Source organism: Streptomyces sp. NPDC001843 (assembly GCF_042891955.1).
Lineage (GTDB): Bacteria > Actinomycetota > Actinomycetes > Streptomycetales > Streptomycetaceae > Streptomyces.
Map to the genome: position 1 here is coordinate 1 of NZ_JBIATQ010000031.1, position 24,082 is coordinate 24,082.

The 24,082-nt window shown below is 71.3% G+C and carries 21 protein-coding genes and 1 riboswitch; of the genes, 13 read left to right on the top strand and 8 right to left on the bottom strand.

Features of this window, described 5'->3' with window-relative positions; genetic code table 11:
• The first annotated feature begins 27 nt into the window (after positions 1 to 27).
• Entirely contained in the window at positions 28 to 1,107 is a 1,080-nt protein-coding gene (locus tag ACFYZQ_RS39565) for a 2-oxoacid:ferredoxin oxidoreductase subunit beta (RefSeq protein ID WP_389159054.1), read from the top strand.
• Positions 1,108 to 1,120: 13 nt separating this feature from the next.
• Here the strand turns inward: ACFYZQ_RS39565 and ACFYZQ_RS39570 are convergent, their stop codons facing one another.
• Positions 1,121 to 1,510, bottom strand: a complete 390-nt coding sequence (locus ACFYZQ_RS39570) for a winged helix-turn-helix transcriptional regulator (RefSeq protein ID WP_389159056.1) — start codon at positions 1,508 to 1,510, stop codon at positions 1,121 to 1,123.
• A gap of 96 nt (positions 1,511 to 1,606) precedes the next feature.
• On the opposite strand from ACFYZQ_RS39570, the gene ACFYZQ_RS39575 reads away from it, so the two are divergent.
• Together ACFYZQ_RS39575 and rarD are read left to right on the top strand one after the other, a co-directional pair.
• On the top strand, positions 1,607 to 2,461 hold the full coding sequence (locus ACFYZQ_RS39575; protein WP_389159058.1) for an SDR family oxidoreductase: 855 nt from the start codon (positions 1,607 to 1,609) through the stop codon (positions 2,459 to 2,461).
• 136 nt (positions 2,462 to 2,597) lie between these two features.
• On the top strand, positions 2,598 to 3,629 hold the full coding sequence (rarD, locus tag ACFYZQ_RS39580) for an EamA family transporter RarD (RefSeq protein WP_389159060.1): 1,032 nt from the start codon (positions 2,598 to 2,600) through the stop codon (positions 3,627 to 3,629).
• A 33-nt stretch (positions 3,630 to 3,662) separates the two neighbouring features.
• Here rarD and ACFYZQ_RS39585 read toward each other — a convergent pair whose 3' ends face one another.
• Positions 3,663 to 4,685, bottom strand: a complete 1,023-nt coding sequence (locus tag ACFYZQ_RS39585; RefSeq protein WP_389159062.1) for a hypothetical protein — start codon at positions 4,683 to 4,685, stop codon at positions 3,663 to 3,665.
• Between the two features lie 206 nt (positions 4,686 to 4,891).
• On the opposite strand from ACFYZQ_RS39585, the gene ACFYZQ_RS39590 reads away from it, so the two are divergent.
• On the top strand, positions 4,892 to 5,479 hold the full coding sequence (locus ACFYZQ_RS39590; RefSeq protein WP_389159064.1) for a flavodoxin family protein: 588 nt from the start codon (positions 4,892 to 4,894) through the stop codon (positions 5,477 to 5,479).
• 13 nt (positions 5,480 to 5,492) lie between these two features.
• Here ACFYZQ_RS39590 and ACFYZQ_RS39595 read toward each other — a convergent pair whose 3' ends face one another.
• The 4 genes from ACFYZQ_RS39595 to ACFYZQ_RS39610 form a co-directional block, all read right to left on the bottom strand.
• Positions 5,493 to 6,374, bottom strand: a complete 882-nt coding sequence (locus ACFYZQ_RS39595; RefSeq protein WP_389159066.1) for an ABC transporter permease — start codon at positions 6,372 to 6,374, stop codon at positions 5,493 to 5,495.
• A complete protein-coding gene (locus ACFYZQ_RS39600) occupies positions 6,361 to 7,335 on the bottom strand; it encodes an ABC transporter ATP-binding protein (RefSeq protein ID WP_389159068.1) in 975 nt (324 codons plus the stop codon). The genes ACFYZQ_RS39595 and ACFYZQ_RS39600 overlap by 14 nt, the downstream gene beginning before the upstream one ends.
• A 65-nt stretch (positions 7,336 to 7,400) precedes the next feature.
• Positions 7,401 to 8,651, bottom strand: coding sequence for an outer membrane lipoprotein carrier protein LolA (locus ACFYZQ_RS39605; protein WP_389159070.1), 1,251 nt, complete (start codon positions 8,649 to 8,651; stop codon positions 7,401 to 7,403).
• A 240-nt stretch (positions 8,652 to 8,891) separates the two neighbouring features.
• On the bottom strand, positions 8,892 to 9,902 hold the full coding sequence (locus tag ACFYZQ_RS39610; protein ID WP_389159072.1) for a polyprenyl synthetase family protein: 1,011 nt from the start codon (positions 9,900 to 9,902) through the stop codon (positions 8,892 to 8,894).
• A 528-nt stretch (positions 9,903 to 10,430) separates the two neighbouring features.
• Positions 10,431 to 10,614, top strand: a riboswitch (cyclic di-AMP (ydaO/yuaA leader).
• A 5-nt stretch (positions 10,615 to 10,619) separates the two neighbouring features.
• Here ACFYZQ_RS39610 and ACFYZQ_RS39615 point away from each other — a divergent pair.
• Positions 10,620 to 11,099 carry a transglycosylase SLT domain-containing protein gene (locus ACFYZQ_RS39615; RefSeq protein ID WP_389159074.1) on the top strand — a complete coding sequence of 160 codons (480 nt, stop codon included), beginning with the start codon at positions 10,620 to 10,622 and terminating at the stop codon, positions 11,097 to 11,099.
• Positions 11,100 to 11,116: 17 nt separating this feature from the next.
• Here ACFYZQ_RS39615 and ACFYZQ_RS39620 read toward each other — a convergent pair whose 3' ends face one another.
• Positions 11,117 to 11,938: an HAD family hydrolase gene (locus ACFYZQ_RS39620; RefSeq protein ID WP_389159076.1), complete on the bottom strand. Its 822-nt coding sequence runs from the start codon at positions 11,936 to 11,938 to the stop codon at positions 11,117 to 11,119.
• A gap of 283 nt (positions 11,939 to 12,221) precedes the next feature.
• On the opposite strand from ACFYZQ_RS39620, the gene fahA reads away from it, so the two are divergent.
• From fahA to ACFYZQ_RS39660, 8 genes are all read left to right on the top strand, one after another.
• Positions 12,222 to 13,436: a fumarylacetoacetase gene (gene fahA / locus ACFYZQ_RS39625; RefSeq protein ID WP_389159078.1), complete on the top strand. Its 1,215-nt coding sequence runs from the start codon at positions 12,222 to 12,224 to the stop codon at positions 13,434 to 13,436.
• Between the two features lie 411 nt (positions 13,437 to 13,847).
• Positions 13,848 to 14,786 (top strand): M56 family metallopeptidase, encoded by a 939-nt coding sequence (locus ACFYZQ_RS39630; RefSeq protein ID WP_389159080.1) that lies wholly within the window; start codon positions 13,848 to 13,850, stop codon positions 14,784 to 14,786.
• Between the two features lie 155 nt (positions 14,787 to 14,941).
• A complete protein-coding gene (locus ACFYZQ_RS39635) occupies positions 14,942 to 15,733 on the top strand; it encodes a GntR family transcriptional regulator (protein WP_389159082.1) in 792 nt (263 codons plus the stop codon).
• A 42-nt stretch (positions 15,734 to 15,775) separates the two neighbouring features.
• A complete protein-coding gene (locus ACFYZQ_RS39640) occupies positions 15,776 to 16,003 on the top strand; it encodes a ferredoxin family protein (protein WP_031166915.1) in 228 nt (75 codons plus the stop codon).
• A 15-nt stretch (positions 16,004 to 16,018) separates the two neighbouring features.
• Positions 16,019 to 17,374, top strand: a complete 1,356-nt coding sequence (locus tag ACFYZQ_RS39645; protein ID WP_389159084.1) for an ABC transporter substrate-binding protein — start codon at positions 16,019 to 16,021, stop codon at positions 17,372 to 17,374.
• Positions 17,371 to 18,297 carry an ABC transporter permease gene (locus tag ACFYZQ_RS39650; RefSeq protein ID WP_389159086.1) on the top strand — a complete coding sequence of 309 codons (927 nt, stop codon included), beginning with the start codon at positions 17,371 to 17,373 and terminating at the stop codon, positions 18,295 to 18,297. The genes ACFYZQ_RS39645 and ACFYZQ_RS39650 overlap by 4 nt, the downstream gene beginning before the upstream one ends.
• On the top strand, positions 18,281 to 19,078 hold the full coding sequence (locus ACFYZQ_RS39655; protein WP_389159088.1) for an ABC transporter ATP-binding protein: 798 nt from the start codon (positions 18,281 to 18,283) through the stop codon (positions 19,076 to 19,078). The genes ACFYZQ_RS39650 and ACFYZQ_RS39655 overlap by 17 nt, the downstream gene beginning before the upstream one ends.
• Before the next feature lie 11 nt (positions 19,079 to 19,089).
• Entirely contained in the window at positions 19,090 to 21,870 is a 2,781-nt protein-coding gene (locus tag ACFYZQ_RS39660; protein ID WP_389159090.1) for a fumarate reductase/succinate dehydrogenase flavoprotein subunit, read from the top strand.
• Between the two features lie 13 nt (positions 21,871 to 21,883).
• On the opposite strand, the gene recQ is transcribed toward ACFYZQ_RS39660, so the two are convergent.
• A complete protein-coding gene (gene recQ, locus ACFYZQ_RS39665) occupies positions 21,884 to 23,872 on the bottom strand; it encodes a DNA helicase RecQ (protein WP_389159091.1) in 1,989 nt (662 codons plus the stop codon).
• Between the last annotated feature and the right edge of the window lie 210 nt (positions 23,873 to 24,082).

Here is a 24,082-nt window from a genome sequence, read left to right on the forward strand (position 1 = left end):
TCGCCACCGCGCTGAAGGAGGCCATCGATGACTGACACGTCCACGCAAGGCACGGACACGATCGAGGCGCTCTCCCTCGTGCCCAAGGCGGAAGCTGGGCAGTCGATGAAGGACTTCAAGTCCGACCAGGAGGTGCGCTGGTGCCCGGGCTGCGGTGACTATGCGATCCTCGCCGCCGTGCAGGGCTTCATGCCCGAACTCGGCCTGGCGCGCGAGAACATCGTCTTCGTCTCCGGCATCGGCTGTTCCTCCCGCTTCCCGTACTACATGAACACCTACGGGATGCACTCCATCCACGGCCGTGCCCCCGCCATCGCCACCGGCCTGGCCACCAGCCGCCGCGACCTGTCCGTATGGGTGGTCACCGGCGACGGCGACGCCCTCTCCATCGGCGGCAACCACCTCATCCACGCCCTGCGCCGCAACGTCAACCTCAAGATCCTGCTGTTCAACAACCGCATCTACGGCCTGACCAAGGGCCAGTACTCCCCCACGTCCGAAGTCGGCAAGATCACCAAATCCACGCCGATGGGCTCCCTCGACGCCCCCTTCAACCCCGTCTCCCTCGCCCTGGGAGCCGAGGCGTCCTTCGTGGCGCGCACCATCGACTCCGACCGCAAACACCTCACCGAGGTCCTGCGCGCCGCCGCCGCCCACCCCGGCACCGCGCTGATCGAGATCTACCAGAACTGCAACATCTTCAACGACGGCGCCTTCGACGCTTTGAAGGACAGGCAGCAGGCCGAAGAGGCACTCATCCGCCTCGAGCACGGCCGGCCGATCCGCTTCGGACCCGACGGCAGCCGCGGAGTCGTCCGCGACCGGCGCACCGGCGACCTGAAGGTCGTCACCGTCACCCCCGCCAACGAGGCCGAGATCCTGGTCCACGACGCCCACGCGGCGTCCCCGACCACCGCGTTCGCCCTCTCCCGCCTCGCCGACCCCGACACCCTGCACCACACCCCCATCGGCGTCCTCCGCTCCGTCAACCGCCCGGTCTACGACGACCAGATGGCCGAACAGCTCGACACCGCCGCCGAACGACAAGGCAAGGGCGACCTCGCCGCCCTCCTGGCAGGCGGCGACACCTGGACCGTCATCGGCTGACGGGGGCGGTGTCTCAGGAGGCCCGGGTCTGCGCCGCCCGGGCCTCGTCATATGCGGTGCGGGCCTGTTCCACGTCGTCCATCCGCTGCTGCGTCCACAATGCGAGCCCCCGCACCTGCTCCGCCGCCTCGCGGCCCAGCCCGGTCAGGGAGTAGTCGACGCGCGGCGGGATGACGGGCTGGGCGTTCCGGTGGACCAGGCCGTCGCGCTCCAGGGTCTGCAGGGTCTGGGTGAGCATCTTCTCGCTGACCCGTCCGATCGCCCGGCGCAGCTCGCTGAAGCGGTGGGGGCGGTCGAGGAGATGGATCAGCACGAGCACACCCCAGCGGCTGGTGACGTGCTCCAGGACGAGGCGGTAGGGGCACATCGCCTCACCCACGGGATCCAGCTTGCTTACGGCCATGCAAGTACCTTACTTCAAAGTGGGTACTTTCCAGAAGTTAGTGCACCTCCTAGGGTGAGTGTCAGAAGACGCACCCCACAAGGAGATCGCTGAATCATGAGCATCGTCGTCACCGGAGCCACCGGCCACCTGGGCCGCCACGTCGTGGAGCAGCTGCTGGAGAAGGTCCCGGCCGAGCAGATCACCGCGGTCGTCCGTACCCCTGAGAAGGCCGCCGACTTCGCCGAGCAGGGCGTGCGCATCGCGGTCGCCGACTACAACGCCCCGGAGACCTTCGACGGTGTCTTCGCCGCCGGCGACAAGGTGCTGCTCGTCTCCGGCAACGAGTTCGACAAGGGCCGGGTGCAGCAGCACCAGGTCGTCATCGACGCCGCGAAGGCGGCCGGTGTCGCCCTCCTCGCCTACACCAGCGCGCCGGGCAGCCTGACCGCCGCGCTCGCCGACGACCACCGCGGCACCGAGAAGGCGCTGCTGGCCTCAGGTCTTCCGTACGCACTGCTGCGCAACGGCTGGTACCACGAGAACTACACCGAGAACCTCGCCCCGGTGCTGGAGCACAGCGCGGTCGTCGCGGCCGCCGGTGACGGCCGGGTCTCCTCCGCCTCCCGCGCCGACTACGCCGCCGCCGCGGTCGCGGTGCTGACCGGCGAGGGGCACGAGAACAAGACGTATGAGCTGGGCGGCGACGAGGCGTGGAGCTTCGCGGAGTACGCGGCCGAGCTGAGCCGGCAGACCGGCAAGGAGATCGTCTACAACCCCGTCTCCGTCGAAGCCTTCGAAGGCATCCTGACGGGCGCCGGTCTGCCGGCCCCGTTCGCCGCGATCCTGGCGGGTGTGGACGCGTCCATCGAGAAGGGCGAGCTGGTCGTCTCCACCGGCGACCTCTCCCGTCTGGCCGGCCGTCCGACCACCCCGCTGGCCGAGGCGATCAGCGCCGCCCTCAAGGGCTGAACTCCCCCGCCTGGAGCCCTTGCGCCTCCGACCCCCGCCTGTCATGACCGTATAGCGATACGGGCATGACAGGCGGGGGTGTCCGGCGTTACCTTCGAGCGGGCGGACAGACGTACGAAGTGAGCAGGAGGAGCCCATGGCGGCGGAGTCGAGGGGTGAGCGGCGGACAGGCCTGCTGAACGGCTTCGCGGCGTACGGGATGTGGGGCCTCGTGCCCCTGTTCTGGCCGCTGCTGAAGCCGGCCGGCGCGGCGGAGATCCTCGCCCACCGGATGGTGTGGTCCCTCGCCTTCGTCGCCGCGGCGCTGCTGGCCGTACGGCGCTGGGCCTGGGCCGGTGAACTGCTGCGGCAGCCGCGGCGGCTGGCGCTGGTCGCGGTCGCGGCCGGGGTGATCACCGTCAACTGGGGCGTGTACATCTGGGCCGTGAACAGCGGGCACGTGGTCGAGGCCTCACTGGGCTACTTCATCAACCCGCTGGTGACCATAGCGATGGGCGTGCTGCTCCTGAAGGAGCGGCTGCGGCCCGCGCAGTGGCTCGCGGTCGGCGTCGGGTTCGCGGCCGTGGTCGTCCTCACCGTCGGGTACGGGCGGCCGCCGTGGATCTCCCTGTGCCTCGCCTTCTCCTTCGCCACCTACGGACTGGTGAAGAAGAAGGTCAACCTCGGCGGCGTCGAGTCACTGGCCGCGGAGACCGCGATCCAGTTCCTGCCGGCGCTCGCCTATCTGCTGTGGCTGACCGCGCGGGGTGAGTCGACGTTCAGCACCGGCAGCACGGGGCACGCCGCGCTGCTCGCCTCGACCGGCGTCGTCACCGCGCTGCCGCTGGTCTGCTTCGGGGCGGCCGCGATCCGGGTGCCGCTGTCCACGCTGGGCCTGCTGCAGTACCTGGCGCCCGTCTTCCAGTTCCTGCTGGGCATCCTGTACTTCCACGAGGCCATGCCGCCCGAGCGCTGGGCCGGCTTCGCGCTGGTCTGGCTGGCGCTGATCCTGCTCACCTGGGACGCGCTGCGCACCGCGCGCCGGACGGCCCGGGAGCTGTCGGCCCGCACCCTGGCCGCCGCACCGGCGGACATCGTCGCCCCGACCGAGCCCGTCACCCCCACCGGCACGGTGGTGCGGCAACCGGAGGGCGTCGCGTCCGGCTCCGAGGCGGAACCGGCCTCCTGAACGGTCACGCGCCCCCGCGCATGCAATAGCCCGTCAGACGCCCGACGCCGCCTTGGCGGCGCGGTCCCGCAGGCGGACCATGCGGGACCGGGCGGACTCCAGGCGCTCCAGGTCGTCGCCCGCCGGGCCCGGCTCCGCCGCGAGGTCGGTCCACAGGTCGATCAGGTCCCGGCCCAGGCGCAGGCCGTGCTCGGGGTCGCGGACCGCGCGCCAGGCGGTGGCGGCGCTCTGGACGTTGCCGTACGCGGCCTCGCTGTTGCGGGCCCGGTGGTGGAGTCGGGCGAGGTCCAGGGAGAGGTGGAAGGCGCGCAGCGGATCGCCGGCCAGGTAGGCGATGTAGGCGGTCAGTTCGCGCAGCCGGAGCACCTCGGGGTGGCCGGCGCCCAGTACCTCCGACGCGTGCACGACGGTGCGCTCGGCGAGTTCGGCGGCCGTCGCGATACGGCCCTCCATGACGGCCTCGTTGATCCGCGTCATGGGTTCGGTGAGCAGTTCGGCGCCCTCCGCGGTGGCGGTCACCGGTCCGTCGCCGAGGACCGCTTCGGCGACCGCGTCGAAGCCCCGGGCGGGCGTGTGGTGCCGGGTGTCGAGCTCGTGGTTCGGCTCCGGGAACGGCGCCGGCGCGGGCGTGTCGCCGTGGGGCGGCCGGAGGGCCGTGAGTCGCGGCGGCTGCGGGGCGGCGGCGCGGGACGGCTGCGGGACTGCGGTCCGGGGCGGCTGCACTGCGGAGGTTCGGGGCGGCTGGGCGGGAGCGGCTGGTCCGCGCAGTTCCGGCTCACCCGTGAAGCGGCTGGCGCCGTCCACGTCCACCTCGAGCGGGACGACGCAGCCGACGCGCTCGTCATGGATCGTGGCCTGCACGGACCGGCCGAGGCTGATGGCGAGGCGCTGCAGGTGGTTCAGGACGGCCTGCTGGATCTCCTGGCCGGGGGCCGCGACGACGGCCACGCCGCCGACGGAGGCACTGCCCGAACCCGAAACCCGCACATCGAGCGGGGCTGCCGGGTGGAAATCGCTCCACTGGTCCCGCTTCTTCTCGAAGCTGAGTCGAGCCATCGGTTTCCTCACTCCCCCGGCATCACGATCCGGTCGTACGCGTCCCTGCCCCCGAGTGTCCCCGCTACACCCCCGTCCCCGCGTCACCACGACGTCACAGCCTCGCACCAGCCGGGCGCCCCTTTCACCAGTTGCTTGCGCATGCATATAATGCAGATGCTTGTACTTGCGTCGTACGACGCCCCGTGCCGATCCCTGGGGGACCCATGACCCGCCGTTTCCTGTTCGTGCTGGGCAGCGCCCGCGCCGACGGCAACACCGAACTCCTGGCCCGCACGGCCGCCGAACAACTGCCCGCGGACGTCGAGCAGCAGTGGATCAGCCTGTCCGAGCACCCGCTGCCCGACTTCGCGGACCTGCGGCGCGACAGCGACCACGTGCGGCCGCCCGCCGACACCAGCACCGGCCTGCTGCTGGAGGCGACGCTCGCGGCCACGGACATCGTGATCGCCTCGCCGCTGTACTGGTACTCGGTGTCCGGCCTCACCAAGCGCTACCTGGACCACTGGTCCGGCTGGCTGCGCACCCCCGGCCTCGACTTCAAGGCGGCCATGGCCGGGCGCACCCTGTGGGGCGTCGCCGCGCTCGCCGACCGGGAGCCGTCGGTGGCCGACCCGCTCGTCGGCACGCTCAACAACTCGGCCGCCTACCTGGGGATGCGCTTCGGCGGCGTACTCCTCGGCAACGGCAGCGCGCGCGGAGACGTACGCAAGGACACCGAGGCACTGAGCCGGGCGAAGACGTTCTTCGCCGGCGAGGCGCCGCTCGCCCGCTTCCCGTACCAGGACCGCTGAGCACTGCCCTCCGCTACGCGGTGATGTCCTTCGCCGTGAACCTCGCCCAGGCCGCCGACCCGAACACCGCCGCGTACAGGGCCTGGAGACCGAGGTTCTTCACCAGATCGTCCCAGTAGACGGGATCGCGCATCAGGTCGGCGAAGGACAGCCAGTAGTGGGAGAAGAAGTAGGGCTGGAGCGCGTGCAGTTGGGGTATCTGGTCGAGGATCTGGACGGTGATGAGCAGGCCGATCGTGGTCGCCATCGCCGCGATGCCGCTGCCCGTCAGCGTGGAGACGAACAGGCCGAGCGCCGCGACACCGACCAGTGACGCGGCGACGACCAGGGCGATCAGCAGGGCACGGGCGAGGCCGTCGGCGAAGCCGATCCGCGTGCCCGAGATGGTCGTCAGGTCGCCGAGCGGGAACAGCAGTGAGCCCACCAGGAGGGCGGAGGCGGCGACCACGAAGGTGGCAGCCAGGCAGAAGGCCATGACCGTCGCGTACTTCGTGAGCAGCAGCCGGGTGCGGCCGGCCGGGGCGACCAGCAGGTAGCGCAGTGTCCCGGTGCCCGCCTCGCCCGCGATCGCGTCGCCCGCCACCACGCCGACGGCCATGGGCAGGAAGAACGGGAGCGTCGCCGCCAGGGCCGTGAACACCAGGAACAGCCCGTTGTTGGTGATCTGCGCGATGAACGCCGGGCCCGCGCCCCCGCCGCCCCGGCCGCCGGCCGACGAGCCGCCCCGCGTCTCGATCTTCACGGCGACCCCGACCAGGACCGGCACCGCGGCCAGCACACCGAGCAGCGCCACCGTGCGCCAGCGACGGAAGGTGACGGCCAGTTCGTTGCGCAGCAGCCCGAAGGTCCACAGCGGGGTGGGCCGGCGTGCGGCCACCGCCTCAGCCGGCGACATCGAAGCCCTCCCCCGTCAGCGCCACGAACGCGTCCTCCAGCGAGGCCCGTTCCACTCCGAAGCCGCGCACCCGTACCCCGGCCGTCACCAGCGCCGCGTTCAGCTCAGCGAGGTCACGGTCGGGCGGTTCACCGCTCACCCGGTCGTCGGTCACGACCACGTCCCCGACCCCCTGCTCCTTGAGCACCCGGGCGGCTTCGCCCGCATCCGGCGTGGTGACCACCAGCCGCCCGCGTGTCCCGGCCGCCAGTTCGGCCACCGTGCCCTGCGTGATCAGCCGGCCGCGGGACATCACCGCGACATGGGTGCACACCTGCTCGATCTCGTCGAGGAGGTGCGAGGAGAGGAACACGGTGGTGCCGTCCGAGGCCAGCTCCCGCACCAGGGCGCGGATCTCCCGCATGCCCTGCGGGTCGAGCCCGTTGGTCGGCTCGTCCAGGACCAGCAGTCTGCGCGGCTGCAGCAGTGCGGCGGCCAGGCCCAGGCGCTGTTTCATGCCCAGGGAGTAGGCCTTCGCCTTCTTGCCCGCGGCGGCCGTCAGCCCCACCCGGTCCAGTGCCGCCGCGACGCGGTCGCGCCGGGTGCGCGGGTCGGCGGTCGGGTCGGCGGCGTCGTACCGCAGCAGGTTGTCCCGGCCGGTGAGGAAGCCGTACAGGGCCGGTCCCTCGATGAGCGCGCCGACCTGCGGGAGCACGGTGCGCGTGGCCCGGGGCATGGGATGTCCCAGGACGCGGGCGGTGCCGGAGGTGGGCTCGATGAGCCCCATCAGCATGCGGATGGTGGTGGTCTTGCCGGAGCCGTTCGGACCGAGGAAGCCGAAGACGCTGCCCGCCGGGACGGTCAGGTCGAGACCGTCGACGGCGAGCTGTCCGCCGCGGTAGCGCTTGGTGAGCGCGCGGGTGCGGATGACGCTGTCGTCCTTGCGCCGCGCGTCCGGCTCCGTGGCGGACGGTTCGTCCATCGGCTCCCCCGATTCGTCGTGCATGCGGTCGTGCGCGGGCACCGGCGTCTGAGCGCGGCCGGCGCCTACCGGGCCGCGTCGGCCGCCTTCACCAGCGCGTTCTTGGTCACGGCGCCGACGTAGACCTTGCCGTCGTCGGTGATCAGGGCGTTGACCAGGCGGGTGGAGAACACCGTGCCCTTGCCGAACTTGCCGGTCACGTGGTCGCCGATCGAGCCGAGGAAGCCGCCCAGATCGCCGCCGCCCGAACCGGAGGGCAGGCCGCCCTCGCTGCCGCTGTCGAAGGTGGCGATCGAGTTCCAGCCCTTGCCGATGACCTTGAAGCCGTCGGCTCCCTTGGCGAGGTCTCCCTCGGACTTCGGGGCGCTCTTCCCGGGCTTCGGGAATCCCTTGCCAGGCTCCGGGAAACCCTTGTCGGCGTCGTCCTGCTGGGTGACCTTCGCGCCCTTGGGCGGGGTGAAGTGGAAGGTCGAGGCAGCCGGCTTGGCGAAGCTGACCTGGGTGAAGCCCGCGTCCACCACGGCGGCGCCACCGCTCGCCGGGGTGAGGGTGAACTTCAGCGGCAGCCCTGTCTTCGCGTCCACCGCGATGCTGATCGCACCCACCGTGGTGCCGGACTGCTTCGGCTTGACGAGCAGCTTGTAGGCGTCCCGGCCGGCGACCTGGACGGTGCCGTCGACGGTCACGGACGTGGTGTCGTCGACGGACTTCAGGGCCTCGTCGGCGAAGTCCTTCGGCGTGGCGGGGGTCTTCTCCCGCCGCTCCTTGCCGTGCTGCTCGGCGGTGCCGTGGTACACCTCGTTGGACTTGCTGTCGTAGCCCCACACGTCCTTGCCGTCGTGGATGAGGCTGTACTCGGCGGCACGCTCGATCAGCGACACCTTCTGGCGGTCCGGCCCGTCGGCCGCCACGCGCAGGGTGTGGCTGCCCGTCAGCAGCTCGGTGAACTTGGACTGCGGGTCCGCCGACGATCCGCCGCCGCCCTGGCCGGCCCCGGACAGCAGGCCGCTCTCCAGGCCGCCGAGATCCGGCAGACCGAGGTCGGTGCTGACCCGCACCGTGCCGGAGAGCTGCTGCACGTCCGACTTGGCGATCTTGTCTATGAGCTGCTGAGCGGTGATCTTCGGCAGATCGGGGTCACCGGAGTCGGCGAGCGCCGGGACCAGCCCGATGGTCGCCGCCGCCACCCCCACCACCGCGACCGGAACGACGTAGCGGGCCGCCTTGCGGCGTCCGTCGACCGTGGTGTCGCCGGCCGTGGTGTCGCCGGCCGTGGTGTCGTCGGCCGTGGTGTCGTCGGATTCGTACGGTGCCATGTGTGCCTTACCTCCGTCGTCGGCGGCGGCCGTCCTCGCACATTTGGTCCCACCCTGAGCCGCCATTCTCACCCGAATCGGTGAGGAGTGGTGATTTCCGTGGTTTCCATCTGACCAAATCGGCCGTGAGGATGCGTCAGCCCCGGGAGGCAACTCGACGTACGCCTGCGGTATGACACCGGAAGGCGGGATCTCCACCTGACCCGTAGGGGTCGGGGGCACAAGTGAGCGGGACGCCCACTAACCGGCCCGGTGGACCACCGCGTCGCACAGTTCCATCAGCGCCGCCTTCGCGTCGCACTCGCGCAGTGGGGCGAGCGCGGCACGCGCGTCCTCCGCGTAGCGCACGGTGTCCCGGCGGGCCTGCTCCAGTGCCGGGTGGGTGCGCAGGCCGGCGAGGGCCTCGGCGTGCCGGGCGTCGTCGGTCAGGTCGGAGTCGAGCAGGCGGCACAGGGCGATGTCCTCGGCCAGCCCGAGCCTCGCGGCCCGTTCCCTGAGGCGCAGCACGGGCAGGGTCGGGATACCCTCGCGCAGGTCGGTGCCCGGGGTCTTGCCGGACTCGTGGGAGTCGGACGCGATGTCCAGGACGTCGTCCGCGAGCTGGAAGGCGACGCCGAGCCGCTCGCCGTACTGGGTGAGGACGTCCACCACGGTCTCGTCGGCCCCGGACATCATCGCGCCGAAACGGCAGGAGACCGCGACCAGCGAGCCGGTCTTGCCGCTCAGCACGTCCAGGTAGTGCTCGACCGGGTCCCGGCCGTCCTGCGGCCCTGCGGTCTCCAGGATCTGCCCGGTGACCAGCCGCTCGAACGCCAGGGCCTGCACCCGTACGGCCTCGGGGCCGAGGTCGGCGAGGATCTGCGAGGCGCGGGCGAAGAGGAAGTCGCCGGTGAGGACGGCGACGGAGTTGCCCCAGCGGGTGTTCGCGCTGTCCACGCCGCGGCGCACCGCGGCCTCGTCCATGACGTCGTCGTGGTACAGCGTCGCCAGGTGGGTGAGCTCGACGACGACGGCCGAGGGCACGATCCCGGGTGCGTACGGGTCCCCGAACTGCGCCGCGAGCATCACGAGCAGCGGCCTGAACCTCTTCCCGCCCGCACGCACGAGGTGCTGCGCGGCCTCGGTGATGAAGGGGACCTCACTCTTGGTGGCTTCGAGCAGGCCCTCCTCGACAGCCGCCAATCCGGCCTGGACATCGGCTTCCAGAGCCTGGTCCCGCACGCTCAGCCCGAATGGCCCGACGACGGTCACGAGGGGTCTCCTGTCTGCTGGTGTCTGCTGGCGATTACGCGGTTTGTCGATAGGTCGCTGCCCTCACTCGAGTCAGCGTATCCGGTCAGCTTTCGATCACCGAGGGCGCCCACGGTTACAGGCCGGGCGCTATCGGATCACGACCGTTATGTTTTCGATCGGTCGATAAGGACGGATATTTATCCGCTTACCCGGAAGTACGACTGAAGTGCCTCGCCTAAAGCAGCCGACTCCCACCGCCACGCCCACCGCGATTACCCGACGCCGCGCCCTTCATGCCCTATTTGCCGCGATTGCCATTTCGTGAATTGGGTCACTCCGCCCGACTGGAGGAGCCCACCACCTCAGCCCGCGTTTCTCCGTTCACCTATGGCCAGTTGAGGCTTGGCAGAAGCAAAGGATCAAGTGCCTCATACGCTACACAACAAGGTCAACTAGGACTTTGTGTGAATCCGACGCTTGTTTCGGACATGTGCTCTCGCATACGTTCCCGGCCGTCGGGCGGACGCCGAATCCTGCCGCCGCCCGTCACACCCATCGACGAACTCATTCGCGTACGGCAGGAGCGGGGGACCCAGGTAAGCCGCCGGTCCGGGCGACACCCGTCGTCCCGGAACGGCTCGGGGTGAAGTCGTGCCGTCTTCGGGCGGCACGGCCGGGCACCTCCCAGCCCGAACCCGACAGCTCACCTCGCAGGCGACGGAGAGGAACTTCGCCATGCCTGCTGCCGCTCAGCACCGCCCTGCCCGCTTCGCCCGCATCGCCCGCAAGCTCGCCGCCGCGGGCACCGGCGCCGCCGTGATCGCCCTCCCGCTGGTCGGAGCGACCAGCGCCTCGGCCGCCACGCCCACGCCCGCGCCCAGCACGGTCACGTACCCGAACAACCTGGACGGCTGGATCCGCGACTCGCTCGCGGTCATGGCGCGGCACGGCATCCCGGGTACGTACAACGGCATCTACCGCAACGTGATGCGCGAGTCCTCGGGCAACCCGCTGGCCATCAACCTCTGGGACTCCAACGCCGCCGCCGGCACCCCGTCCAAGGGCCTGCTGCAGGTCATCGCCCCGACGTTCAACGCCTACCACGTGTCCGGCACCTCGTGGGACATCTACGACCCGATCGCCAACATCACGGCCGCCTGCAACTACGCCGCCCACCGCTACGGCTCGATCGACAACGTGTACGGCGCGTACTGACCGGCTGACCGGTTCCCTCAAGGGAAGAGTCTTTCGAGGACGACGGCGATGCCGTCGTCCTCGTTCGACAGGGTGAGCTCGTCGGCCACCGCCTTCAGTTCCGGGTGGGCGTTGGCCATGGCCACACCGTGCGCGGCCCAGTCGAACATCGGGATGTCGTTCGGCATGTCCCCGAAGGCGACCGCCCTGTCGGGGCTCAGCCCGAGGTGGTCGGCGGCCAGCGCCAGCCCGGTCGCCTTGGTCACACCGCACGGCTGCAGCTCGACGGTTCCCGGTCCCGACATGGTGACCGTCGCCAGCGAGCCCACGGCCTCGCGGGCCGTGGCGGCCAACTCGTCGTCCGTCAGCGTGTGGTGCCGCAGCAGGACCTTGCTGATCGGCTCGCACCACAGGTCGTCGCGCCGCCGGACCCGTACGGCGGGCAGCGTCGGGTGGGGCATCAGATAGCCGGGTTCGATGAGCGTGAGCCCGTCCACCCCGTCCTGGTCGACGGCCGCGTACACCTCCCCGGCCTCGGCCTCGATCTTGCCGAGCGCGGTCTCGGCCAGCTCCCGGTCCAGGGTGACCGACCACAGCAGGCGGTCGGCGCCGGCGTCGTACACCTGTGCTCCCTGGGCACACACCGCGAGCCCCCTGCCGCCGAGGTCGTCGAGCAGCGGCCGCACCCGCGGTGCCGGGCGCCCGGTCACCACGAGGTGCCGGGCACCCGCCTCCCCGGCCCGCGCGAGGGCGGCCAGGGAACGGTCGGAGAGGGTGTCGTCGCCACGCAGGAGCGTTCCGTCGAGATCGGTCGCGACGAGGGTGAAGGCGGGGAGCGGATATCCGGGGGGTGCGGCCATGATCAGAGAATACGGACACCACGCCCCGGCAACTCACCGCTGTTTTCGGCCTCAGCCGTGCGCCGCCGCCAGGTGCTTCGCCAGACGAGGCGACGCCGGCTCGTGCCGTAGTAGGAAGCGCGTGACCGGGCCGCAGGACGCCGCGGCGGGAAAGCCTGTGGATCAGACACATCCGCCACCCTGCCCGGCACACTGCCAGGACTCGAGACTCACCCGTAACGTGTGGCCCGACCACATGCCACGGCCTGCAGTGATGGCACGGATGAGAGCGAGGCAGCACCCCATGCTCCCCTTCGACGTCCCCGAGGGCGATCCCTTCGGCCCGCACAACCTCCCCTACGGCGTCTTCTCCCCGGCCGGCTCGGACGAACAGCGCGTCGGTGTACGGCTCGGCGACCATGTCCTCGACGCGGGCGCGGCGGCGCGGGCGCTCGGCTCGCCCTACGCGTCCCTGCTCGCGCACCCCACCCTCAACCCGCTGCTGGCCGCCGGACGCACGGCGTGGTCGGACGTACGGCGGGCCCTGACCGCCTGGGTGACGGTGCCCGCGCACCGGGAGACCATCGAACCGCTGTTCCACTCCCTGTCCTCGGTGACCCTCCACCTGCCCTTCGAGGTCGCCGACTACGTCGACTTCTACTCCTCCGAGCACCATGCCCGGAACGCGGGCCACATCTTCCGCCCGGACGCCGAGGAACCGCTGACCCCCAACTGGAAGCACCTCCCGATCGGTTACCACGGCCGCTCCGGCACCGTGGTGGTGTCGGGCACCGACGTCGTACGGCCATACGGGCAGCGCAAGGCTCCAGGGGACCCGGCCCCTGTGTTCGGGCCCTCGACCCGCCTCGACATCGAGGCCGAGGTCGGCTTCGTCGTGGGCGTGCCCTCGAAGCGGGGCGAGCCGGTTCCGCTCGGCGACTTCCGCGAGCACGTCTTCGGGCTGACCCTGCTGAACGACTGGTCGGCGCGGGACATCCAAGCCTGGGAGTACGTCCCCCTCGGACCGTTCCTCGGCAAGTCCTTCGCCACGTCGGTGTCGGCGTGGATCACACCGCTGGAGGCCCTGGAGGACGCGCGCGTGGCGCCGCCCGAGCGGACCCACCCGGTGCTTCCCTACCTGGACGACTCCGGCGAGGAGCCCGGCGGCTACGACCTGCGGATCTCCGTCGCGATCAACGGCCATCCGGTGTCCGAGCCGCCCTTCTCCACCATGTACTGGACGGCCGCGCAGCAGTTGGCGCACATGACCGTGAACGGTGCGTCGCTGCGCACCGGTGACCTGTACGGGTCGGGGACCGTGAGCGGACCCGAGGAGCGGCAGCGCGGATCACTGCTGGAGCTGACCTGGAACGGGCGGGATCCGCTCGACCTCCCGGAGGGCAAGCGGACCTACCTGGAGGACGGCGACGTGGTGACGCTGTCGGCGTGGGCGCCCGGGGCGGACGGGGTCCGGGTGGGGCTGGGGGAGGTCAGCGGTCGGGTCGTAGCAAGCAGCTGACACAAATACGGGTCGCCACCTCCATCCCGTCCCGCGAGTTGGAGTCGGCGGGTCTGCTCCGCGCCCGACGGGGCGCGGGCACCCGCGTCGCCCCGCTGCCGGCCCGGTACGGCGTCCCGACCCGGCCGAACCGGCCGATGCCGCCCGCGGGTTCGTGGCGGAGGCCGGGGCCCTCGGTGCGGCGGACGACGAGGTACTGGGGGCGCGGACGGTGAGGTGCTGGGGGGGGCGGCCAGGGGAGCGCTGCAGGAACAGGTGCGGGCAGCTCGAGATCGGCCGGTGTTTGCCGATGACGACTGACTCCGGGCCCCGTCGGCGTCATACTGGCGTAACAGCGTGCACCACCTGAACCGCCACCCGGACCAGCCCTCCGTCCGTCCCTGTCTCCGACCAGGAACCGGAGCCCCCGGCATGACCGTCTGCCTGCTCCTGCTCAGCGTCGTCGCCCTGACGGCCGCCGTGCCGGTGCCGCGCGCGTTGACCCGGGCATCGTGGGCCGAACGGGAGCCCGTGGTCGCGTTGTGGGTCTGGCAGTGCCTCGTCGCCACCGTGCTGCTGTGCTGCCTGACCGCGCTGGTGCTGGGGACCGCCGCCGTCTTCCACACCGTCCGCGACCGCGTCTTCGCGCCCGCGCCGCCCGCCGTGACCGCCGCGTACGACCTGTCCGCCGCCCCGGTCTGGGCCGTCTCGCTCACCGTGCTGCTCGCCTGCGGGGCCGCGTGGACCACCGCGATGCTCGGCCGCGAGCTCTTCGAGGCCCGTCGGCGCCGCGGCCTGACCCGGGCCCATCTACGTGAACGCGCACCGGAACTGCCCGCCGGGCTGCCTGCCGCGCGGGGCCCCATGCTGGTGCTCGAGGACGAGTACCCCGACGCCTGGTGGATGCCGGGGCACCCGCCCCAGCTGGTCGTCACCACAGGCGCCCTGCAGCGGCTCACCGACCACCAGCTGGACGCCGTCCTCACCCACGAGCGCGGCCACGCCCGCGCCCACCACGACTGGCTGCTGCACCTGTCCACCGCCCTCGCCACCGGCTTCCCCCGCGTACCGCTCTTCGCCCACTTCTGCGACCAGACCCACCGCCTGGTCGAGCTGGCCGCAGATGACGCCGCCTCCCGCCGCTGCGGCCACCTCACCACCGCCCTGGCCCTGATCGAGCTGAACCAGCACCGGGGTGTGCTGTCCTGCGCCTCCAGTCGCCGGCTCCTGGGCGAACGCGTCGACCGCCTCCTGGAGCCCCCACCACGGCTGCTGCGCAGGCAGCGCGCACTGACCACCACGGTGGCGGCACTGGTGCCGCTGCTGCCGCTGCTGATCACCTTCGCTCCGGGGCTGTCGGCGCTGTCCTGACGCCGCCGGGCAGGCTGGACGATCACGCCGTCAGTGGCGCATCTCCCCCCAGCTGCAGGCAAAGCCGCAGCTCAGTGCCCCCATCCATCGGTGCGTCAGATGGCGCAACACTCCAGCAACACGACTTTCCCTACCGGCTCGGTATGGTTCACGACATGCCACCCACCGACCGCATCCGAGACCACGCCGGTCAAGGCGCCGCGACCACGGTCGCCGCCCACCGGACGCGTCGCCGGCTGCGTGCGGACCAGGCCAGGCAGCTCGCCGATCTCCTCCGCCACCAGATCCTCACCGGCGCCCATCCCGACGGCACACTCCCCCACGAATCCACCCTCGCCGCCGACTACCGCGCCTCCCGCAACACCGTCCGCGAGGCCCTCGACCTGCTCCGTGCCGAGGGACTCGTGGACCGCCTGCCCGGCGTGGGCACCGTGGTCGTCGCCCGGAAGTACCCCCACGGGCTTGACCGTCTGATGGGCCTCGCGGAAACCCTCCGCGAACACGGCCGCGTCACCAACGAGGTCCGCACCATGGGCCCCGCTCCCGCACCCGCCCCGGTGGCCGAACGCCTCCGAGTCCCCGCCGGCGCCGACGTCCTCTACATCGAACGTCTGCGCCGTCTGGGCGGCCTGCCCCTCTCCCTCGACCTCACCTACATCCCGCTCGACATCGGCACCGACCTGCTCGGCGCCGACCTGGAGAACACCGACGTCTTCCGCCTTCTCGAGGCCACCACCGGCCAGCGCCTCGGCCACGCCGAGATCACGCTGGAGGCGGTGAACGCGGACGCGCACTCCGCCACCGTCCTCGAGGCCCCGCGCGGCGCGGCCGTCCTGATGCTGGAACGGCTGACCCACCTCGCCGACGGCCGCCCGGTCGACCTGGAGTTCATCCGCTTCCGCGGCGACCGCATCACCATGAGCGGCCTGCTGCACCGCTGCCTCTGACACCCCGCTTCCCCCTAGAGCTCGACCTTCCTGGAGACAGCCATGCCCTTGGCGCCCCAGCGGGCCGACGTGCCCGTGACCATCGACGAGTCGAAGTGCATCGACGGCTGCACCCTCTGCGTGGACATGTGCCCGCTGGACTCCCTCGCCATCGACGAGACCAACGGCAAGGCGTACATGCATGTCGACGAGTGCTGGTACTGCGGCCCGTGCGCGGCCCGCTGCCCCACCGGAGCGGTCACGGTCAACATGCCCTATCTGCTCCGGTGAAAGGCCCCAACTCCCATGAAGCGCAAGGCAACACGTACGGCGATCGCCCTGTCCGCCGCATCCCTGCTGCTCCCCCTCTCCGCCTGCGGCGGGACCGCGGAGGCCGGTGACGGCTCCACGGTCACCATCACGGTCGGCTACCAGTCCAAGACCATCAACACGGTCACCGCGGGTACGCTCCTGCGTTCCCTCGGCTACTTCGAGCAGCAGCTCAACGCCCTCCACGACGGCCACACCTACAAGGTCGACTGGCAGGACTACGCCACCGGCGCCCCCATCACCGCCGAGATGACCGCAGGGAAGATCGACATCGGTTCGATGGGTGACTTCCCGTTGCTGCTCAACGCCGCCCGCGGCAAGCAGCTCGGCCGCCCCACCCATCTGGTGTCCGTCACCGGCTACAACCTTCGCGGCGGCCTCAACACCATCGTCACCGCCCCGGACTCCAAGCTCACCTCGCTGACGGACCTCAAGGGCAAGAAGGTCTCCACCAGCATCGGCTCCGCCGCCGACGGCACCCTGGTACGGGCCCTGCAGCGAGCCGGGATCGACCCGAGCAAGGGGATCTCCAAGCTCAACCAGCAGCCCGCGGTCGGCGCCTCGGCCCTCTCCGCGGGCAGCGTCGACGCGTTGTCCCAGTTCGTGGCCTGGCCCGGCCTGCTCACCTACCAGGGCAAGGCGAAGGCCCTGTACGACGGCGCCCAGCTGAACCTCCCCACCTTCCACGGCGTCACCGCCCGCGAGGACTTCGCCAAGCAGCGGCCCGCCGTCCTGAAGGCCTTCCTCAAAGCCCAGGCGCAGGCGACCGACTACCTCAACGCCCACCCAGTCACCGCCGCCGAGAAGGTCGCCAAGGCCACCGGCCTGCCCGCCGAGGTCGTCTACCTCTACAACGGCGCCCACGGCATCTCCACCTTCGACCCCGCCGTCAAGCCGCAGCTCGTCTCCGCGCTCAAGCAGGACGTGTCGGTCCTGAAGGCCGCCAAGCTGACCGGTGACGTCGACGTCGACTCCTTCGTGGACGACCAGTACGTGAAGAAGGCCCTCGGCTCCTCCTACGCCAAGGAGCTCGCCGCGGCCCCCGCGCCGTCCGCGAGCGAGGTGTGGGCGAAGGGGGCCGAGAAGACCGCGAGCTTCAAGTCCCCGAAGGCGCTGCTCGCCTATGTGGCCGGGCACAAGAACGGCATCCGAGCCGCGTACGTCCCCGACGCCACCACCGGCACCCTGTGGTTCGCCGACAAGGCGGTGTGGGTGGCCGACGGCGACCAACTGCTCCCGTTCGTCGCCCCGGCGACCGCCCAGGCATACATCACAGCTCACCAGGGCGCCCGCACCGTCTCGTACGCCGACGCTCTCAGGCGGGCCTCGTGACCGCCCGGCGCCCGCTCACCAGGTATGCGCTGCGGGTGGCGTCGCTGGCCACCGCGCTCGGTCTCTGGCAGTTGCTGACCACCCTGAAAGTCGATCTGTGGCTGCGCTTCTCGCAATTCCCCACGGTCACCGACGTCGCCCATGCCTTCGCCGACCGGCTCTCCGGCAGCGACTACTGGACCGACCTGACCGACAGCCTCACCCGGATCGTCACCGGCTTCGCGCTCGCGGCCGTCCTGGGCGTGGCGACGGGCGTGCTCGTGGCCCGCTCGCGCCTCGCCGAGGACCTGCTCGGCCCGGTCCTGGAGGTGATCCGACCGATCCCGGCGATCGCCCTCGTCCCGGTCGCGATCCTCCTCTTCCCCTCCGACGAACAGGGCATCGTCTTCATCACGTGCACCGCCGCCTTCTTCCCCGTGCTGGTCTCCACCCGGCACGCGGTCCGGGCACTGACTCCGGTCTGGGAGGAGGCGGTACGCACCATGGGCGGCGGCCGGTGGCGGATCCTCGGCTCCGTGGTCCTGCCGGGGGCGCTGCCCGGCATCTTCGGAGGCCTGTCGGTAGGCATCGGCGTCTCGTGGATCTGCGTGATCTCCGCCGAGATGATCTCCGGCCAGTACGGCGTCGGCTACCGCACCTGGCAGGACTACACGATCGTCAACTACCCGGGTGTGTTCGTCGGCATGGTCACCATCGGCGTACTCGGCTGGGTCACCTCCACCCTCGTCGAACTGCTCGGCCGTCGGCTGACCCGCTGGCTGCCGCGCACCTCGTACGTGTCCGGCGGCCGGAACCGTACCGCGGCTCCCCCAGTCATCGCCCCGGCCGTGCAGACCGATGGCAAGCCCGAGAACCAGTCCGAGGCCCAGCACGAGGGCCATGACGAGTCCGAGCAGGAGGCGCGCGATGAGCACCTCGTCTGACACGGTCGAGACCGCCGCCGCACCGGCGGCAACGGCACCGCAGCCGGCACGCGGCACCCGGCTCACCCTGCGCGCCGCCGTCCTCGGCCGACCGGGCGCCCCCGTCCTGCACGACGTCCGGCTGGACGTCGCCCCCGGCGAGATCCTCACGGTCGTCGGCCCCTCCGGCTGCGGCAAGTCGACGCTGCTGCGCACGCTGGCCGGGCTGCTGTCCCCGCTGGCCGGGTCGGTGGAGCAGGACGGCAGCCCGCTGACCGGGCCGTCCGCCGACCGCGCGCTGGTCTTCCAGGAAGACGCCCTGCTGCCCTGGCGCACCTTGCGCGCCAACGTCGAGCTTCCGCTGGCCATCAAGGGAGTTCCGCTCTCCGAGCGTCGTTCCGAGGCCGAGTCCTGGCTCGCCCGTGTCGGACTCACCGCAGAGGCACGGCAGTTGCCGCACCGCGTCTCCGGCGGGCAGCGCCAACGGGCGCAACTGGCCCGAGCACTGGCCGGCAGCCCGCGGGCGGTGCTCATGGACGAGCCCTTCGGCGCGCTCGACGCGCAGACCCGCTCCGGCATGCAGGACCTGCTGGTGGAGGTGTTGCGCGGTACGGGCGCGACGGTCGTCTTCGTCACCCACGACGTCGACGAGGCGCTGTTCCTCGGCGACCGTGTCGTCCTTCTCGGCGCCGGCCGCGTGGCCGCCGTCCGCGAGGTACCGCGCCCGCGCGACCGCGGCGCCGTCGACGACCCGGCCCGCACGGCCCTGCGCCGCACCGTCCTCTCCTCGCTCGGCACCTGAAAGGCACCCCGGTGACCACCCCCGCGAACGCCCCCACGCAGGCCCCCCTGGAGATCCCCGCCGTCACCGACGCTGACGAGCTGACCTGCGACGTCCTCGTCATCGGCGGCGGCACCGCCGGCACCATGGCCGCCTTGACCGCCGCCGAGCGCGGTGCGAACGTCCTGCTCCTGGAGAAGGCCCACGTCCGCCACTCCGGCGCGCTGGCCATGGGCATGGACGGCGTCAACAACGCGGTCATCCCGGGCCGCGCCGCGCCCGACGACTACGTCGCCGAAATCACCCGTGCCAACGACGGCATCGTCGACCAGGCCACGGTCCGCCAGACCGCCACCCGCGGCTTCGCGATGGTCCAGCGCCTGGAGTCGTACGGGGTCAAGTTCGAGAAGGACGAGCATGGCGCGTACGCGGTCCGCCAGGTGCATCGCTCCGGTTCGTACGTACTGCCGATGCCGGAAGGCAAGGATGTCAAGAAGGTCCTGTACCGGCAGTTGCGGCGTCGTGAGATGCGGGAGCGGATACGTATCGAGAACCGGGTGATGCCGGTGCGCGTGCTGACGGCGCCGGACGACGGACGGGCCGTGGGTGCCGTCGGCTTTCACACCCGCACCGGTGCGTTCGTCACCGTCCGGGCGGGAGCGGTGATCCTGGCCACCGGTGCCTGCGGCCGCCTCGGCCTGCCCGCCTCCGGCTACCTCTACGGCACCTACGAGAACCCCACCAACGCCGGTGACGGGTACGCCATGGCCTACCACGCGGGCGCCGAGCTCACCGGTATCGAGTGCTTCCAGATCAACCCGCTGATCAAGGACTACAACGGGCCGGCCTGTGCCTACGTCGCCAACCCCTTCGGGGGGTACCAGGTCAACCGGCACGGCGAGCGCTTCGTCGACTCCGACTACTGGTCCGGGCAGATGATGGCCGAGTTCGCCGCCGAGGTCGCCAGCGACCGCGGCCCGGTCTACCTGAAGCTGAGCCACCTGCCCGAAGAGTCCGTCTCCGCCCTGGAGTCCATCCTGCACTCCACCGAGCGGCCCACCCGCGGCACCTTCCACGCCGGCCGCGGTCACGACTACCGGACCCATGACGTCGAGATGCACATCTCCGAGATCGGTCTGTGCGGCGGCCACTCGGCCTCCGGCGTGCGCGTCGACGACCACGCCCGTACCACCGTCCCACGCCTGTACGCCGCCGGCGACCTGGCCTGCGTCCCGCACAACTACATGATCGGGGCTTTCGTCTTCGGCGACCTGGCCGGTGCGGACGCCGCCCAGTACCAGGCGTACGAAGGGGAGCTTCCGCACGACCAGCTGCGGGAGGCGCACGAGCTGATCTACCGTCCGCTGCGCAACCCGGACGGCCCGCCGCAGACCCAGGTCGAGTACAAGCTGCGCCGCTTCGTGAACGACTACGTGACCCCGCCGAAGTCGGGGGCACGGCTGTCGCTGGCCCTGGAAGCCTTCGAGCGGATGCACGCCGACATCGCAGCCATGGGCGCCCGCACCCCGCACGAGCTGATGCGGTGCGCGGAGGTTTCCTTCATCCGCGACTGCGCGGAGATGGCCGCTCGCGCCTCCCTCGCCCGCACGGAGTCCCGCTGGGGCCTCTACCACGACCGTCTCGACCATCCCCGGCGTGACGACACGTCCTGGTTCCATCATCTCGATCTGCACAAGTCCCCCTCTGGTGCGATGGAGTTCACGGCCCGCCCCGTGGCTCCGTATCTGGTTCCGGTCGATGAATTCACCCCGGTCGGCGGCCCGTCCCGGCATCTGGGCGAGGTCCATGCCGAGGACGTGGCCACAGCCGGGTCCCGGGACGTGGCGCCCGTGGCGACGGGGCCGGCCTCCGCACGTGTCACCGAGCCCGCGGACCGCGGTTCCGGACAGACCGCCTCGCCCCGGCTGCTCCAGCTGCTGGAGCTGGCCGAGGAGGAGCCCGAACTCGCCGCGCTCGAGCCCTACTTGACCGACCTCGACCCGTCCGTGCGGCGGACGGCGGTCTCGGTCCTCACCGAGACGGTGCCGCCCGGCACCGGACAGGCACTCGCCGGTGCCCTTACCGACCCCGACTCCGACGTACGGGCGGCCGCCGCGGCCTCGCTGCGCGAGCTGGTCGAGACCCTCCCGGCCGAACCCGCCCTCGGTGCCGCCCTCACCAGGGCACTCGCCGAGGCCGACCCCGTTGTCCGCGCCGCCGCCCTGGACGTGCTGCGCGCCCTGCGCCTGGGGAACGCCAACCTGTTCGCCGGGGCACTGGACGACGCCGACATCGCCGTCCGTATCGAGGCCGTGCGCGCACTCGTCTCGGTGGACGCGGTCGAACCGCTGGCCGGTGCGGCGGGCGACCCCTCCCGGGAAGTGCGCGTCACCGTCGCCAAGGCACTGTCCGCCGTCAGCTCACCAGCCCTGGCCACGAATGCTCTGGAGCTGCTCACCGGCACCCTGGACGGCCTCACCGTGGACGCCGATCCGCTGGTGCGCGGCGCCGCGCTCGGGGCGCTGGCCTCGGTCGGCTGCCCGGCACCGCTCGTCGCGCGTGCCGTGGCCGCACTGTCCGATCCGGCGTGGCAGGTCCGCGCCGGTGCCGCCACCGCCCTGTCCGCCGCGCCCGCCGACACGGCCGTGCCCGCCCTCGCCAAGACGCTGGCCGACCCGAACGCCGACGTACGCAAGGCGGCGGTGCTCGCCCTGACCCGGCACAACGCCACAGCAGAGGCCCGGGCGGCCCTCGCCACGGTCACGTCGGATCCGGACGCGGACGTCAGGGCGTACGCGGTGCGGGGGCTGTGACGCGCTCCGGCGTCTATATCCAGTCGGGATCCGGCTCCGGCTCCCCGTCCGGCTCCGGCCAGTCGTCGTCCGCGGTGGCCGGAGCCGGGCGGTCCGCGGCCGGGGCCGCAGTCGGGGCGTCCAAGGAGGACAGCACTTCGAGGACACCCTCGCCGTATGTCGCCAGCTTCTTCTCTCCGACGCCCCCGACGGTGCCCAGTTGCGCCACCGAGGTCGGCCACGCCGTGACGATCTCCCGGAGTGTGGCGTCATGGAAGACCACATAGGCCGGAACGCCCTGTTCACGTGCCTGCTCGGCACGCCAGGCGCGCAGTGCCTCGAAAGCGGGAAGCAGCTCCTCGGGCAGCTCGGCCGCGACCGTCTTCGCCTTGCGCTCGCCCCGGCCGGAGGACCCCGCGGACGACGTCCGCGAAGTCACCGGCTTCTTGGGCTCCTTGCGCAGCGGCACCTCCCGCTCCCGGCGCAGCACGGCACCGCTCGCCTCGGTGAGCACCAGCGTGCCGTACTCCCCCTCGACGGCGAGCAGTCCCTGGGCCAGCAACTGCCGGATGACGCCCCGCCACTCTCCCTCGGTGAGGTCCTCGCCGATGCCGAAGACGGACAGCTGGTCGTGGTCGAACTGGATCACCTTGCCGGTGCGCTTGCCGAGCAGGATGTCCACGATCTGCACCGCGCCGAACTTCTGCCCGCGCTCCCGCTGCAGCCGCACCACCGTGGACAGCACCTTCTGCGCGGCGACCGTGCCGTCCCAGGTCTCCGGCGGTGTGAGGCATGTGTCGCAGTTGCCGCAACCCGCCGGGTCCGGGTCCTGGCCGAAGTAGGCGAGCAACTGGCCGCGGCGGCAGCTGGCCGTCTCGCACAGGGCGAGCATCGAGTCCAGGTGGGCGGCGGCACGGCGACGGAACGCCTCGTCGCCCTCGCCGGACTGGATCAGCTTGCGCTGCTGTATGACGTCGCCCAGGCCGTACGCCATCCAGGCCGTCGACGGCAGGCCGTCCCGTCCCGCGCGGCCCGTCTCCTGGTAGTAGCCCTCGATCGACTTGGGCAGGTCGAGGTGGGCGACGAAACGTACGTCCGGCTTGTCGATGCCCATGCCGAAGGCGATGGTGGCGACCACGACCAGGCCGTCCTCTCGCAGGAACCGGGACTGGTGCGCCGCGCGCGTGCCCGCGTCCAGGCCGGCGTGGTACGGCACCGCCTCGATGCCGTTGCGGGAGAGGAACTCCGCGGTCTTCTCCACCGAGTTGCGCGAGAGGCAGTACACGATGCCCGCGTCACCCGGGTGCTCCTCCCGCAGGAATGCGAGGAGCTGCTTCTTCGGGTCGGCCTTGGGCACGATCCGGTACTGGATGTTGGGCCGGTCGAAACTCGCCACGAAATGGCGGGCCGTCGGCATGTGCAGCCGCTGGGTGATCTCCTGGTGGGTGGCGTGGGTGGCCGTCGCCGTCAGGGCGATCCGCGGCACGTCCGGCCAGCGCTCGCCCAGCACGGAGAGCGTCAGGTAGTCGGGGCGGAAGTCGTGGCCCCACTGGGAGACACAGTGCGCCTCGTCGATGGCGAAGACCGCGATCTTGCCCCGGGAGAGCAGGTCGAGGGTGGATTCCAGGCGAAGCCGCTCCGGTGCCAGGTAGAGCAGGTCCAGCTCGCCGGACAGGAACTGCGCCTCGACCACGCGCCGCTCGTCGAAGTCCTGCGTGGAGTTCATGAACCCGGCGTTCACGCCGAGCGCGCGCAGGGCGTCGACCTGGTCCTGCATGAGGGCGATGAGCGGGGAGACGACGATGCCCGTGCCCGGTCTGACCAGGGCCGGGATCTGGTAGCACAGCGACTTGCCGCCGCCGGTCGGCATGAGGACGACGGCGTCGCCGCCCGCCACCACATGCTCGATGACCGCTTCCTGCTCGCCGCGGAAGGCCTCGTATCCGAAGACCCGGTGCAGCGTGGCCAGCGTCTCGCTGTCCGTCGTCCCTGGCATCTCGCCGATCCCGCCTGTCCCGCCCATCGTCGTGTCCCCCGTACGTCGTCTGACGACCACTGCGTCCACGATAGGGCTCCGCGGTGACAGCGCCGGAGTTATCCACAGGGCTGGGTACGCACGAAGGGCCCCGGCCTCCCGAGGGGATGCTGTTGGTTAATCCGGGGACGACTCCGCCCCGTCGATCACTGGATCGGCGGGGCGGAGTGCTGCGAAGTGGCTGGCCCGGGTGCGGGC